Origin of the sequence: Collinsella aerofaciens (assembly GCF_040915545.1) — a bacterium.
GTDB lineage: Bacteria > Actinomycetota > Coriobacteriia > Coriobacteriales > Coriobacteriaceae > Collinsella > Collinsella aerofaciens_BE.
Window position 1 is genome coordinate 78,962 of record NZ_JBCPDH010000002.1, and the last position, 14,248, is coordinate 93,209.

A 14,248-nucleotide genomic window follows, 5' to 3' on the forward strand; every position below is an offset into this window, starting at 1 on the left:
GGGTCAGGCATCTTTGTAGTGGTTTTCATTCGTGGTACCATGGTTCATATAGTTGTTTAAACGACTAAGGGAGCAACATTATGGAAGAGGCCTATCGTCAAGCACGCAAGCGCGGCGAGCAAGGACGTCGACGCGCCATTAGCCAAAGCGAGCATCCATACCTTACGGACCTCGATAGCTTGGTTGCTCAGCTCCCCTTAGGTCAGCGAGAGAATGTCGGCCTGCGGGATATTCCGCTCGAAATGGTCGTCGGCACGGTCACCAAAGGCCGTCAGTCCGCCTTTTCATGCAACTTTATGCCCCTGCTGCCGTTTAACACCGAGTTCGCCCGCAAGTGGTCCAACCTCTACGATATCCAGGTAACCGAGGGCTATCGCGACCCCATCATCGTCACCGAGTTCATGCATCGGTTCTATGTCCAGGAAGGCAACAAACGCGTCAGTGTCCTCAAATTCCTGGACGCTCCAACGGTTTCGGCCAGGGTTACCCGTCTCTACCCCGGCACATGGGATTCCGTCGAAAGCCGCCTGTACGGTGAATTCTGCGCGTTTTGGCGCGTCTGCCCCCTATATGAGATCGAGTTCTCGCGTGAGGGAAGCTACGAGACGCTCGCCAAGATGCTCGGTCAGAACCTTATCGAAAAATGGCCGCAGAAAAAGGTCGACTACCTGCGCCACACCTTCCTGCTCTTTAAGCGCGCCTACCTTCGCGCAGGCGGCGACCACCTGGACATTACGCCTGCCGACGCCATGCTCGTTTACCTCAATGTGTACAACCAGGACCGCCTGCTGGATACGCCGACGGATATCGTCGTAAACCGCCTGTGCAAGATTTGGCGCGAGCTGGTCATTGCCGGCAAAAATGACGAGGACAAGGTCGATCTTGTCGAAGCGCCGAGCGTCGATGAGGAGGAGTCGCCCGCCAAGTCCACCTCTGGCGTGCTCAACTTCTTTATGGGCAAGACTGTCTATTCGGCGGCCAACCCCCTGCGTATCGCCTTTATCCATGAGTTCCCCTGTGCGGCGTCGAGCTGGGACAGTCTGCACGACCAAGGGCGTCAGTATCTCGATGAGCACTTTGACGGCATCGTGCGCACCGAGGCGTTCGAGGACTGTCACGATCCGGACGTGTTCTACGCCGCCGTGGAAACGGCTGTCAAACATGGAGACAACGTCATCTTCTCGACCTCGCACCGCCTGATGGAATACACGCTCAGAGCTGCCGTTGAGTATCCCCAGGTTCGGTTCCTTAACTGCTCTATCGGCCTTCCCCACCAAAGCGTCCGTTCGTACTTTGGCAAGATGTACGAGGCCAAGTTCCTCCTGGGCGCCCTTGCCGCCAGCATGGCGGACAACCATCGCATCGGCTACCACGCGTCGGTCTTCGCATCCGGCGCGCTCAGCGAGATCAATGCCTTTGCCATCGGCGCCTCGCTGCTCGACCCCCGCGCGCAAATTATCCTCACCTGGGGCGATGTGCCCGCCGGCGGTCTTGCCGAGGCCATGTGCCGCGAAGGCGTGAGCGTCATGACCGGCGCTGACATGTCAAAGTCGCTCGAAGACCCTACGGCCTACGGACTCCACCGCCTGGTCGATGGCAAGGTTTCCGGCATCGCCATGCCGGTATGGAACTGGGGCCGTTACTACGAGCTCATCGTTCGCAGCCTTCTGCACGGCACGTGGGACGAGACCAGCGATGACAACCAAGTGCGCGCCGTCAACTACTGGTACGGCATGAGCTCCGGCGTTATCGACATCCGTTACGCTCCGGGCCTACCCTACCAGACGCGCAAACTCGTGCAGTTGCTCCGCAACGGCATTGTCGAGGGATCCATCAACCCCTTTGGCGGCGAGCTCCACAGTCAGAACGGCGTGGTACAGATCGAAGGCTTCCCTCCGCTGCCGAGCACGCAGATTGTCGAGATGAATTGGCTGGCGGATAACGTGGTAGGCACCATTCCGCAGCTCGACGATGAGCCGAAAGTCCCTGCCCTATGAAAATCCTTGCCATAGCCGATACCGAAGAACGATGCCTTTGGGAGTGCTTTCGCAAGGAACGCTTTGAGGGCGTCGACCTGATTTTGTCCGCCGGCGATCTGGACCCGGACTATCTTGAGTTTTTGGTTACGGTCATCAACAAACCGCTCATCTACGTGCGTGGCAATCACGATGACCGCTACGCACGTCATGCACCGGGCGGATGTATCTGCGTAGAAGACAACGTGTACACGTACCGAGGGATTCGCATTGCGGGCCTTGGCGGGTCCATGCGTTATCGCGACGGCGCCAACATGTACACCGAACGCGAGATGTCCAAGCGCATGCGTAAGCTGTCGCGTAAGGTTAGGATGGTCGGCGGGTGCGACATTCTGCTTACCCATGCACCCGCCGCCGGTATGGGTGATCTGGACGATCTGCCGCATCGAGGATTCGAGTGCTTTAACACAGCACTCGAATCCTGGAATCCCGACTACATGGTGCACGGGCATGTGCACCAAAGCTACGGTTGCGATTTTCAGCGCGAGCGTCAGCATGTGTGTGGAACGACGATCATCAACGCCTGCGGCTATACGCAGTTTGAGCTCGACCAGACGCACTACCCCATCCGCGGCTGGCAAGCAGCTTGGCTCAACTCACAAACCATGCGCCGCGAGCTCAAACGCCACGAAGCCATAGAGTCCTCAACCGCCAGAACACCCTGGTAACCACCTCAAAGGGGACGCTGACCCCTTTGAGGTGGTTTTGGCACGCGATAGCAAGAAACCCGGTCCCACACGAGGCGGAACCGGGTTTCTTTAGCAATGCTTGCTTTGCTCAGGCAGTAACTAGCAGTTACTCAGCCAGGAAGTCACGCTGGACAGCGGGATCGACCTTGACGCCAGGGCCCATGGTGGAAGACACGGAGATGGACTTGACGTACTTGCCCTTAGCAGAAGAGGGCTTGACGCGCAGGATCTCGGTGTACAGGGCAGCGTAGTTCTCGACGAGCTGCTGCTCAGAGAAGGACTTCTTGCCCAGGGGCACGTGGCAGATGCCGTAGCGGTCGGCGCGGTACTCAACGCGGCCAGCCTTGAGCTCGGAGACCATCTTGGCGACGTCCATGGTCACAGTGCCGAGCTTGGGGTTCGGCATGAGGCCACGGGGACCAAGGATCTTACCGATGCGGCCAACCTTGGCCATCATGTTCGGCGTAGCGATAGCGGCGTCGAAGTTGATCTCGCCCTTCTGAATCTGGGCGACGAGCTCGTCGGAACCAATGATGTCGGCGCCGGCAGCCTCAGCCTCGCGGGCCTTCTCGCCCTCGGCGAAGACGGCAACACGAACGGTCTTGCCGGTGCCGTGGGGCAGGGAGATGGAACCACGGATGTTCTGGTCAGCCTTACGAGTATCGATGCCCAGACGGAAGTGGGCCTCGACGGTCTCGTCGAACTTGGCGGTGTCGAGCTCCTTGATGAGCTTGGCAGCCTGAAGGGGGGTGTAGAGCGTGGCGCGGTCGATCTTCTCGGCAGCGGCGTTATAGCTCTTACCATGCTTAGCCATGTGCATTACCTCCTGTGGTTAAACGGGCGTGAGCCCTCCCACATCGTTTCGTGTGCCCTATTGCACACATTTAACGGGCGCCCCGGTCGGAGCACCCGTCGTTACCATAAGAAATCGCTACTCAGCGATGGTGACGCCCATGGAACGGGCGGTACCGGCGATGATCTTCTTGGCGGCGTCAATGTCGTTGGCATTGAGGTCCGGCATCTTGATCTCGGCGATCTTGGTAAGCTGCTCCTGGGAGAGCTGACCAACCTTGTCGGCCTGGGGCTTAGCGGAACCAGACTTGAGGTTGAGCTCCTTCTTGATGAGGTGAGCCGCCGGCGGGGTCTTGGTGATGAAGGAGAAGGACTTATCCTCGTAGACAGAGATCTCAACGGGGATGATGTCGCCCTTCTTGTCCTGCGTCTCGGCGTTAAAGGCCTGGCAGAACTGCATGATGTTCACGCCAGCAGCGCCCAGGGCGGGGCCGACGGGAGGAGCGGGGTTAGCTGCACCAGCAGGAATCTGGAGCTTAATGACGTTGGCAACCTTCTTCTCAGCCATGGTCATTCCTTTCGAATCACGAGTGTGAAGTACTTGCTATATCGTAAGCACGCACGTGTTAGAAGCACTCCTGAGATGAGCAGTCACAGAAGAAGCACGCTCGCGCGAACGGACGAAAATCTTAAGCGATGACAGCGACCTGGTTAAAGTCGAGCTCGACCGGCGTCTCGCGGCCAAAGATCATCAGCGTGACCTTGAGCTTGCCAGCCTCGGTGTTAACCTCCGAGACCTTGCCATCAAAGTCGGTAAGCGGACCATCGGTGACGCGGACGGACGTGCCGACCTCAATATCAACCGAGGTGCGCTTGGGCGAATCGCCCTTACCGGGACGACGAGTCATCTTGTTGTACTCGTCGCGGGAAAGCGGAGCGGGCTTGCCGTTGCCGCCCAGGAAACCGGTGACGCCAGGCGTGTTACGAACACACGTCCAAGCATCGTCATCCATCTCCATGCGGACCAGGACATAACCCGGGAAGATCTTGGAATCCTTGGTCTCGCGCTTGCCACCCTCTTTAATCTCGGTGACGCGCTCCATAGGAATCTCGATATCAAAGATACGGTCCTGCATGCCCATGGTCTCGATGCGATGCTCGAGATCGGACTTAACGCGGTTCTCGTATCCAGAGTAAGTGTGAACGACGTACCAACGCTTAGACATGGTTTAGCCCCTCAATCCAGAGAACAGAGCAAGAGCCTCGCCAAAGCCAGCATCGAGCAGAGCGATGACGACGCCGACGACGATCAGAGAAGCGCAAACGACGACCGAGTAGTTCACGAGCTCCTTCTTATCGGGCCACGTGACACGCTTCATTTCGGACTTGACCGAAGCGAAATACTTCTTGGTGCGGGCGAAGAAACCAGGCTTCTCGTTCTTCTTGGACTTCGCAGCCTTCTCGTTCTTCTTGGCAACGGCCTTCTTGGCCTCAACCTTGGAGTTGGCGGCAGCGTTGTTGGCAGGCGCCTGCTGCTGAGCCTTCTTCTTGTTCTTCTTGTTGGCCATTTGGGTTACCTCCGCGCAATGCGCTTATACATGAGTAAACCGTAAGCCCCCAATTGGGAGCTTACGGAATAATGACTGGCACGCCAGGAAGGACTCGAACCCTCAACACTCGGTTTTGGAGACCGATGCTCTACCAATTGAACTACTGGCGTATGTGACTAGAGACTAGCGAGTCTCTTTGTGCAGCGTGTGGTGACGGCACCAGGGGCAATACTTCTTGATCTCCATACGATCAGGCATGGTCGACTTGTTCTTGGTGGTCGTATAGTTGCGGCGCTTGCACTCAGTGCACGCAAGAGTAACTAGAGTACGCATGTATCCTGAACCTTTCATTTCCGCCCCGTACGGGCACGAGTTGTTACTTTATCAGCTCCACGTAAGTGCTGTCAATGAAAACCTCGAGTCAATTGGTTCTCGGTGGATCCATTCATATTTGGAACACATCAATGAAGCCATCGAGAGCTAATCGACGGTGCATCCAGGACCATTATCGATCCTCTCGACACCAGCAACGGCTCAATATCCATTGCAGAAAAGAACCCGGCACCCATATAAGTGCCGGGTTCTCTAAGTCAGCTATATCAAAGAGCTAATTTACTCAATGATCGTGGAGACGATGCCCGAACCGACGGTGTGGCCACCCTCGCGGATAGCGAAGCGCAGGCCCTCCTCCATGGCGATCGGGTGGATGAGGTCGCCCTCGATGGTGATGTGGTCACCAGGCATAGCCATCTCGGTGCCCTCGGGGAGCTTGACCGTACCGGTAACGTCGGTGGTACGGAAGTAGAACTGAGGACGATAACCATCGAAGAACGGGGTGTGACGGCCGCCCTCCTCCTTGGTCAGAACGTAGATCTCGCCGGTGAACTTGGTGTGCGGGGTAACCGAACCGGGCTTGCAGAGAACCTGGCCGCGCTCGATGTCCTCACGCTTGATGCCGCGGAGCAGCAGACCGACGTTGTCGCCAGCCTCGCAGAAGTCCATGGACTTACGGAACATCTCGATACCGGTAACGACGGTGCTCTGGGTATCCTTGATGCCGACGATCTCGACGGGCTCGTTGAGCTTGAGCTCACCGCGCTCGACACGGCCAGTAGCAACGGTACCACGGCCGGAGATGGTCATAACGTCCTCAACGGCCATCAGGAACGGGAGGTCGTTGTTACGAGCAGGCGTCGGGATGTACTCGTCGACGGCCTTCATGAGCTCGCGAATGGCGTCCATCCACTTGGCGTCGCCCTCGAGAGCGCCCAGAGCGGAGCCACGGATGACGGGGATGTCGTCGCCGGGGAAATCGTACTCGGAGAGGAGCTCACGGGTCTCCATCTCGACGAGGTCGATGAGCTCGTCATCGTCGACCATGTCGCACTTGTTCAGGAAGACGACGATGTAGGGAACGCCGACCTGACGGGCGAGCAGGATGTGCTCGCGGGTCTGAGCCATGGGGCCGTCGGTAGCGGCGATGACCAGGATAGCGCCGTCCATCTGAGCAGCACCGGAGATCATGTTCTTGACGTAGTCAGCGTGGCCCGGGCAGTCAACGTGAGCGTAGTGACGGGCAGCGGTCTCGTACTCAACGTGGGAGACGGAGATCGTGATGCCGCGCTCGCGCTCCTCGGGAGCCTTGTCGATGTTCTCGAACGCAGTGAAGTCAGCCTTGCAGCCCTCGGTCTCGGAGAGAACCTTGGTGATGGCAGCGGTCAGCGTGGTCTTGCCGTGGTCGACGTGACCAATGGTGCCGATGTTAACATGCGGCTTAGTGCGCTCAAACTTCTCTTTGGCCATAAAGCCCTCCTCTAAACAGGTCGTCCCCGGACGGGACTTTGCCTTTATACCATAGTGGCCTCTCAACATACTATTGAGAAGCCACCGTGTTACCTATGGTAGCGGTGACTGGATTCGAACCAGTGACGCCACGGGTATGAACCGTGTGCTCTAACCAACTGAGCTACACCGCCGGATGGAGCCTGCAACCAGACTTGAACTGGTGACCTCTTCGTTACCAACGAAGTGCTCTACCGACTGAGCTATACAGGCACTTGACGGGTGGGAGCTATAGGATTCGAACCTATGTAGGCAGAGCCAACGGGTTTACAGCCCGTCCCCATTAACCACTCGGGCAAACTCCCAATCGTTCAAGTATCCGCAGGTCCTTTGGTCTTTTGGACCGCCGCCCCCGCGAACGAAAAAGATAATACGATGCAACCTTGGGGGCTGTCAACGAAAACCTCTAGATACACGGTGCCGGGCGTATCTATATGCTTTTGACCTGCGGTTTTGCTGAGTTTGGATATGAAGGACGGTGGTTTTGGATACTGAGGTGACGTTTCCCGAGGTAACACTTTGCTGTAGTGGAGTACACCTTCAGTATCGAACTTCGATACCAGCTTATTTGCACCTATATATAGGTCGAGATCGGGGCTTCCACGCCACGATCGAGCGTGGATTATCTCCCACTTTTAGCGCGGCTCTAAGGCCAAAGTGGCAGATTATCCACGTTCATTCTCCAGGCGAGAGAACTGTAAAGCCGCAACTACTCGGGCCAGGCCAAAGTAGACCCATAGAGCGGCTCCCCCTTGGTGCAGGGGTAGCGACTCAAGTAACACGACGATAGCAAGTCGAAAAAATAAGTCATGGCGTATTTCGAATAAACGCCGAGTCGGTCAATTCCGTTTCCCGCATTACCAAGACGATATACACGGTCAAAAGACCTCGATTTGTCATCGTTGCTAAACGCAGTAATTAGAATCTTCCTGCCCGAACGGCAATCAAGATACTCACGCGCCTGTGACGCAAATAGCCCGGAGACCGATACGAGAATTATCAATGACTGCGAAGCGTCTCCCATGTTTTTCAATTCCGCGACGTTAGCCCCAGCAACTATGCGAACTATCTTGCCCGCATAAAACATTTCCTGCTGAAATCGTACGAGATTGGCGCTCACATTATTGGTGCACCAGATTTCAACGTTTTTATGGCCATCAATTTCGTCGACAAGATGCTTAATAGCGATATCGGACACGCCGCTTTCAACCTCAGCGAACATCTCGATCATGCGAACGTCGAGCTCTGCCCTGTACTCCTCGTAGCCAAATTCCTCCTCTCGATGGCTTAAGTCGCTTGGAAAGACTGACTGAGTAAATGATTCTTTCAAATCGCTAAGAGACTGGTAGCCCAATCGATTGCAGAAACGACGAACAGCGGAACGGGTCACGAATGCATCGCGGGCTATTGCGGCAACATTGATTTCGCTCGAACGCCTAATGTGAGCGATGAGATATCGAGCGATGGCGGCATCGTTTGACCCAAACTCGCTGTTGATGATGGAGCTAATGCGATTGAGCACATCGAAGTCATTGATATTCACGTGATCCCTCTTTCCGCTCTCCTCGAAATCATGGTTCATTTATTGAATCAAACAGCTTTGGTCGTTCTCCTATGATTCAAATCAGTTGACGTCATCTTAATCATAATTCCGCCACACGTATCCACCGTGTTGAATGATGGAAAGGGGATTCATGGGCAACGTGAACAACATGCCGTTTCTCTGGGGTTCCGCCACGGCGTCTTATCAGTGCGAGGGTGCCTGGAACGAAGACGGCAAAGGCCTTGGTGAGTGGGATTTCTTTAGCCACACAAGCAATAAGAACATCAACCATGTTGACGGTGATGTATCTTGCGACTTCTACCATCGCTATGAAGAAGACATCCGCATGATGAAAGAAGGCGGACAAAACACCTATCGCTTCTCTCTTTCATGGAGTCGAATCATCCCCACGGGTATCGGCGAAGTGAATGAAGAGGGTATCGATTTTTATAATCGGATCATTGATTGCTGCCTCGAAAATGGCATAGAGCCCAACGTTACGCTGTTCCATTACGATCTGCCATTCACGCTTGCTTGCAAAGGCGGATGGCTGAACAACGACATGGCAGAGTGGTTCTGCAAATACGCCAAGATTTGCTTTGAGCGCTTTGGAGACCGCGTCAAAATCTGGGCTACCGTTAACGAGCCGCATTTCTACAGCTACTGCGTAAACATGTTGGGCAACTATCCCCCCAATCGATCGCTCGATGTTCAGTCGTACATGCAGTTTCAGTACAACCTGATGCGCGCAAGCGCACTCGCAGTCCGAGCATATCGTCAAATGGGCTACGACGGCATCATCGGCGCCGTCCACGATGGCGGCGTTGTCGAACTCGACCCGGCAACCGAGCACCCTGATGACGTATTTCGATACGCAGACTTTTTCGCCAATCGCATGATTCTGGCACCAGCGCTTCAGGGTCAACTGCCGCCAGAAATGGACGAAATCCTTGAAAAACTTGGCGTCTCGCTCTATCGATCCCCAAATGACGTAAAAGAATTCAGAGACGGTAAAGTCGATTTTATTGGACTCAACGTGTATTGCCGAGAGTATGTAACCGACTGGCACGGTGGAGAGCTTGCCGTTTCGGCGAACAATAAGGGCAGTTCGAGCAAAAGGGTCGAAGGAAAATGCATTGCGCCCTTGTTTGAAAGCGCCCGCGACAGCAATGTTCCCCGCAATAAATGGGGCCGCGAAATACTCCCAAGTTGCATGTATTCAACCATCATGGATGTCCACGAGCGCTATGACGCGCCCCGCATCTTTATTACGGAAAACGGACATGGCGCCTATGAGCAACCAGACACAGACGGAATGATCCACGATGATGACCGCATCGAGCTTCTGGGCCAGTTCATCGAGCACATGATGAGGGCTAAGCGCGACGGCGCGCGCGTTGAGGGTTACTACCTCTGGTCGACGATGGATCTGTATAGCTGGATCAACGGCTACGAAAAACGATACGGACTTGTCCATATCGACTTCGAGAACAATCTGGAGCGCACCCCCAAAAAGAGCTGGTATTGGTACAGAGACCTTATCTCGAAGTATCAGGAGCAGGAAGGTTAGGAGAAAGAGATGAAATATCAGGCAATGTCCGAAACAGTCCTAAAGGCTGTTGGCGGCAAAGAGAACATTACATCGGTAACTCATTGTGCGACGCGCCTTCGCATCGACGCACGAGACACCTCGATCATCGATCTCCAGCTCGCCAAATCGGCCGATCAGGCGCTCGGGGCAGTAGTCAGCGGTGGCCAGCTTCAGGTGATCATCGGCCCCAACGTCACCGAGGCTTACAACGACTTCCTCGACTTCGCGGGAATCGAAGTCGGCGGTGGCACGGTTGCCGACGATGCCCAAACCGCCAAAGACCTTGCAGAAGGCATTAAAAGCGGTAACACCGCCATGGGCTTGATTGAGAAATTCGGGAACGTCTCTGCACAGGTATTCATGCCCATCGTCCCGGCGCTCATCGTTGGCGGACTCATTCTTTCGATCAAGAATCTCCTGGTCAATTATTGCGGATTAAGCACCGATAGCGGAACCGCCCAGGTCCTGTTGGCGATCTTTAGCGCTTCGTTTAGCTTCTTGCCCGTTTATCTTGGTTATCAGCTCGCAGCCGTCATGAAGATGCAGCCCATCATGGGCGCATTGCTGGGCGCGATCATGATCAGCTCGTCCATTAGCGGTGCCGAGGGTCTCGACTTTCTTGGTATCCCCATCCCGACGAACGACTATTCGAGTACGGTAGTGCCCATCGTACTGGGCGTTGTGTTCATGTACTTTGTCGACCGCAGCCTTCAGAAGATCATTCCCGACGTTACCAAACTGTTCTTGAAGCCGCTGCTCACCATGATCATCGTCGTGCCCGTCGAGCTGATTATCCTTGGCCCCGCCGGCAGTATGATGGGCTACGCGCTGAGTGATGCCGTCACGTGGCTTATGGACAACGTGGCATTTATCGCTACTCCGATCCTGGCAGCCCTTAACCCCTATTTCGTCATGCTCGGTCTCGATAAGGCTTACATCGCAATCGAAGTTACGAGCCTGGCGCAGCTCGGTTGGGCACCCATTATCTTTGGATTCATCTCGAACCTCTGCATTGGCGGCACGAGCCTCGCCCTGGCAACTGCCATGAAGGGAAACAAGGAGAAGAGGGGTATGGTCACCACGGTTGCCGTTACCGCACTCTGTGGCGTAACCGAGCCCGCGTTCTACGGTTGCCTCATCGAGCGTCCCCGCCTGCTTGTCGGCACGGCAATCGGCGCGCTCTGCGCTGGACTCCCTGCAGGCATCTTTGTTCTGAAAGAGTATGTTGCGGGAGCATGCCCCGGCCTTCTTTCGGCACTCATCTTTATCGCTCCCGATGGGTCCATGGGCAACTTCGTGCTGGCATGCGTTGTCGCCATCATCGCCATCGTCGTCTCTTTCATCGCTGCACGCGTAATCATCAAGAAGAACCCCAGCTATATTGAGTAGATGCCCGCTGTTTGCATTGGGGACATCCTCGGCAGACCATTAGCAAGAACCCAAGAAGTCCCTTAGGAGCTCGATTAATCCATTCGGATTCCTGAGGCACAAACGACCCCGATTCCACAATGAAATCGGGGTCGTTGTTTCTAAAGCCGTCGATAGACAATCGGTGTTTACCTTAGCTCCCTATCCAAGTTAATTATCCACGCTCGTTCTCCGGTCGGGAGATTTTCTTCGCTCGCGTGTCCAGAAATCCACGCTCGAGCAGGACATCCAGGTCCGCACCCGCCCTTGTCTCGATCTGTAACAGCAAGAGGCCTATTCCGCTTCTACATGTTACAGATCAAGATATTCCTAAAACACCCTAAGTTTCATCTCAATCTGTAACAGTTAGATGCCAAATATCGGTCTTGGTGTTACAGATTTAGACAAACTGGAGGACGAGACAAACCAAAAACGGGATGGGCGCTAACCCGATGGCGCACCACCTAAATAGAAACGGGCCCTGTCCCATATAGAGACAGAGCCCGAAACTCTCATGGAGCCAGTGACAGGAATCGAACCTGCAACCCACTGATTACAAATCAGTTGCGCTACCGTTGCGCCACACTGGCACACTTGGCGCTTTCGCGCGAAGCCAATTAAGAATAAAGGAATTGCCGACGAGGCGCAACAGGCCCTTCACCCGACCACATCTCAAAACTATTCGTCAGAACGAATAGTTTTAATTACAATTGCTATATATAAAACTATTCGTTTTGACGAAGGGTTTCGTGATGCTTACTACCAAGGAAGCCGCCGAGCTGCTCGGCATCACTCCGCGCAGGGTGCAGGAGCTCATAAAAAACGGAGCACTTGATGCCCGCAAGGCTTCTGGTGTATGGCTCATCGACAAAGACAGCGTCGACACGCGACTCCGCTCCGTGACCAAAACGGGAGGACGTCCCCGCCGCGGCCACGGTAAGAGCGAGATCGCGTTCACCCTCATGAACCGCACGCACGAAGTCGCTCAGCTGGTCTACAACACATCGCGAAAAGACTTTACCCACATCGGCGCCGACATCGATTACGCCCACGCCCCTATTGGGGTATTTGGCCCCAATAGCTCCGTATCGCTCGACTCCTTCCGCATCTGGTGGCGCGGTCGCGGTATCCCGCTCGCACGCATTGGGCTAGCCTCCCTGCTTGCAGAAGCCGCAGTCGATGTTCCCGATGAACTCGTACAGCGAAATCTTGGCCTCTCCTTATCCGACCAGTATTGGATTAGACCCCAAGATTCCGGTCTCGTCTGGGAGGATATTAACTTCTTCAATAACGCCTTTGATGACGTCTCGCTGTCCATTGCGCCCTTTGCCCCAGAGGGAAAAGCGGCTGCCGCAAAGCCCGATAACACCTCGGACGGCAATCTTCAAAAGTACTGGACGTGCGAGGGCGGGCGTCGAATTCTGCATAAGGCAGGAGCGCACCTGAACCAGGAACCTTATAACGAGCTGGTGGCGACCGCGCTCCACCGTCGCATCCTAAACGCCTGCGATTATGTACCTTACTCGCTCGAGGGCACGGGCACTTCCGCCCTGAGCATATGCGATGTCTTCTTAACTGATGAAGAAGAGTATGTCCCTGCGTTCTATGTAAACCAGCACGCAAACGCAGATGAACGGCTAACTGACTACGAGCGATACGTAGCAAACTGCGAGGAACTCGGGGTGACAGGCGTCAAGGATGCCCTTGACCACATGATCGTGTGTGACGACATCATCGCCAACTACGATCGTCATTGGCGCAACTTCGGCCTCGTGCGAAACGTCAACTCACTAGTCTGCAGACCAGCCCCCATCTTCGATTCGGGCTCATCGCTCTGGTGCAACATATCTCTAGATGAGCTTAGGGCAGGAGAGCACAGTTTTGCCAGCGCGCAGTTCCATTCAAGTCCCGCGAAACAAATGTTGCTTGTTGAGGATATGAACTGGTTTGACGGGGACAAACTCGAAGGTTTTGTCGACGAGGCAATCGAGATTCTGTCTAAAAACGATGCCCTAGCAGCGAGACTGCCTTATCTAAAAGAGGCGCTAACGTGGCGCCTCGAAAGAATGATCGACATCGCTGAATGGAGTTAGCGAGGCAGCATTGCCCCGCCAACTCCCCTACCTCCCGCGCAGGGCCTTGAGCTTGGCCAGCGCCTCGGGGCTCAGGCGGCTGCCCAAGGTCATCTTGATCTGCGGAGCTTCCTCTGCCTCGTGAACGTCGTTATCGATCTGTTTGATCTCGTCCACCAGCATGCGGCTCGAGATGCGCGTGACGCCCTTGCCCATGACGACAGCCTGGATCGTGCCGTCGCTCGATACCACGGAGCACGCACGGCCTTCCTCGCGCGCCTCGATGCAGAGCTTCTGCACCACGGTGTCGGCAGAGACGCCCGTCGGCGAAAACTCAATGCGCACGCCACGGGCCGGCAGGTTGGGGCGCTCGCTGGAGATATTGCCCGCACCGTCGAACACGATCACGGCCTCGTAGCGACCCTGGGCAAACGCCGCAACATCGTTGATGAGGGCGGTGCGCGCCATATCGTGGACGTCGCTGGAATACGGATCGTCGGAATGGTCGTAGACGAGCTTTTCGTAGCGCGGCGTGCAGTGAATCACGTTGTAGCCGTCGACCACCAGCAGCTCGGGCTTATTGGAATGCACTGTCGAGACCGGGTCGGCGATAGCCTGCGCAAACGCATTGCCGCCCACGCCATAGGTCGCGGCCGAAACAATCGGCTTGGCCGAGCCCTCGCCAAAGCGCTTGGCCTTGGACTTGGCGCGGTTCTTCTTGGACAT

At 55.5% G+C, this 14,248-nt stretch carries 13 protein-coding genes and 5 tRNA genes; 5 read left to right on the forward strand and 13 right to left on the reverse strand.

All coding sequences use genetic code 11. From position 1 onward, the window contains the following. Window positions 1-80: 80 nt before the first annotated feature. Both AB5202_RS01170 and AB5202_RS01175 read left to right on the forward strand, forming a co-directional pair. A complete protein-coding gene (locus AB5202_RS01170) occupies window positions 81-1,997 on the forward strand; it encodes a BMP family ABC transporter substrate-binding protein (protein WP_368144059.1) in 1,917 nt (638 codons plus the stop codon). Then, window positions 1,994-2,704 (forward strand): metallophosphoesterase family protein, encoded by a 711-nt coding sequence (locus tag AB5202_RS01175; protein ID WP_368144057.1) that lies wholly within the window; start codon window positions 1,994-1,996, stop codon window positions 2,702-2,704. The genes AB5202_RS01170 and AB5202_RS01175 overlap by 4 nt, the downstream gene beginning before the upstream one ends. A gap of 127 nt (window positions 2,705-2,831) precedes the next feature. Here AB5202_RS01175 and rplA read toward each other — a convergent pair whose 3' ends face one another. The 11 genes from rplA to AB5202_RS01230 all read right to left on the reverse strand — a co-directional run bounded on the left by rplA (window position 2,832) and on the right by AB5202_RS01230 (window position 8,452). After that, window positions 2,832-3,539 carry a 50S ribosomal protein L1 gene (gene rplA, locus AB5202_RS01180; RefSeq protein ID WP_022093892.1) on the reverse strand — a complete coding sequence of 236 codons (708 nt, stop codon included), beginning with the start codon at window positions 3,537-3,539 and terminating at the stop codon, window positions 2,832-2,834. A gap of 117 nt (window positions 3,540-3,656) precedes the next feature. Further along, on the reverse strand, window positions 3,657-4,085 hold the full coding sequence (gene rplK, locus AB5202_RS01185; protein WP_022093893.1) for a 50S ribosomal protein L11: 429 nt from the start codon (window positions 4,083-4,085) through the stop codon (window positions 3,657-3,659). A 121-nt stretch (window positions 4,086-4,206) separates the two neighbouring features. Next, complete coding sequence (gene nusG / locus AB5202_RS01190; protein ID WP_099432095.1) at window positions 4,207-4,743, reverse strand: transcription termination/antitermination protein NusG; 537 nt, start codon at window positions 4,741-4,743, stop codon at window positions 4,207-4,209. A gap of 3 nt (window positions 4,744-4,746) precedes the next feature. Beyond that, window positions 4,747-5,085: a preprotein translocase subunit SecE gene (gene secE / locus AB5202_RS01195; RefSeq protein ID WP_006234983.1), complete on the reverse strand. Its 339-nt coding sequence runs from the start codon at window positions 5,083-5,085 to the stop codon at window positions 4,747-4,749. 76 nt (window positions 5,086-5,161) lie between these two features. Beyond that, window positions 5,162-5,237: transfer RNA gene (locus AB5202_RS01200), tRNA-Trp, on the reverse strand. A gap of 13 nt (window positions 5,238-5,250) precedes the next feature. After that, the gene (rpmG, locus tag AB5202_RS01205) at window positions 5,251-5,400 is read right to left on the reverse strand and encodes a 50S ribosomal protein L33 (protein WP_022093895.1); all 150 of its coding nucleotides are present in this window, start codon (window positions 5,398-5,400) and stop codon (window positions 5,251-5,253) included. Between the two features lie 279 nt (window positions 5,401-5,679). After that, window positions 5,680-6,870: an elongation factor Tu gene (gene tuf, locus AB5202_RS01210; RefSeq protein WP_368144055.1), complete on the reverse strand. Its 1,191-nt coding sequence runs from the start codon at window positions 6,868-6,870 to the stop codon at window positions 5,680-5,682. Between the two features lie 96 nt (window positions 6,871-6,966). Next, window positions 6,967-7,043: transfer RNA gene (locus tag AB5202_RS01215), tRNA-Met, on the reverse strand. Between the two features lie 3 nt (window positions 7,044-7,046). After that, window positions 7,047-7,122, reverse strand: a tRNA-Thr gene (locus AB5202_RS01220). A 10-nt stretch (window positions 7,123-7,132) separates the two neighbouring features. Further along, window positions 7,133-7,214 (reverse strand) — tRNA-Tyr (locus AB5202_RS01225). A 404-nt stretch (window positions 7,215-7,618) separates the two neighbouring features. After that, window positions 7,619-8,452: a MurR/RpiR family transcriptional regulator gene (locus tag AB5202_RS01230; protein ID WP_368144054.1), complete on the reverse strand. Its 834-nt coding sequence runs from the start codon at window positions 8,450-8,452 to the stop codon at window positions 7,619-7,621. Between the two features lie 151 nt (window positions 8,453-8,603). Between AB5202_RS01230 and AB5202_RS01235 the strand changes: the two genes are divergently transcribed. Both AB5202_RS01235 and AB5202_RS01240 read left to right on the forward strand, forming a co-directional pair. Then, complete coding sequence (locus tag AB5202_RS01235; protein WP_368144052.1) at window positions 8,604-10,022, forward strand: glycoside hydrolase family 1 protein; 1,419 nt, start codon at window positions 8,604-8,606, stop codon at window positions 10,020-10,022. Window positions 10,023-10,031: 9 nt separating this feature from the next. Further along, window positions 10,032-11,432: a PTS transporter subunit EIIC gene (locus AB5202_RS01240; protein WP_368144050.1), complete on the forward strand. Its 1,401-nt coding sequence runs from the start codon at window positions 10,032-10,034 to the stop codon at window positions 11,430-11,432. Window positions 11,433-11,965: 533 nt separating this feature from the next. On the opposite strand, the gene AB5202_RS01245 is transcribed toward AB5202_RS01240, so the two are convergent. Then, a tRNA-Thr gene (locus tag AB5202_RS01245) sits at window positions 11,966-12,040 on the reverse strand. 162 nt (window positions 12,041-12,202) lie between these two features. Here AB5202_RS01245 and AB5202_RS01250 point away from each other — a divergent pair. Beyond that, window positions 12,203-13,543, forward strand: coding sequence for a DNA-binding protein (locus tag AB5202_RS01250; RefSeq protein ID WP_195362186.1), 1,341 nt, complete (start codon window positions 12,203-12,205; stop codon window positions 13,541-13,543). A 27-nt stretch (window positions 13,544-13,570) separates the two neighbouring features. On the opposite strand, the gene AB5202_RS01255 is transcribed toward AB5202_RS01250, so the two are convergent. Beyond that, entirely contained in the window at window positions 13,571-14,248 is a 678-nt protein-coding gene (locus AB5202_RS01255) for an NYN domain-containing protein (protein ID WP_055285223.1), read from the reverse strand.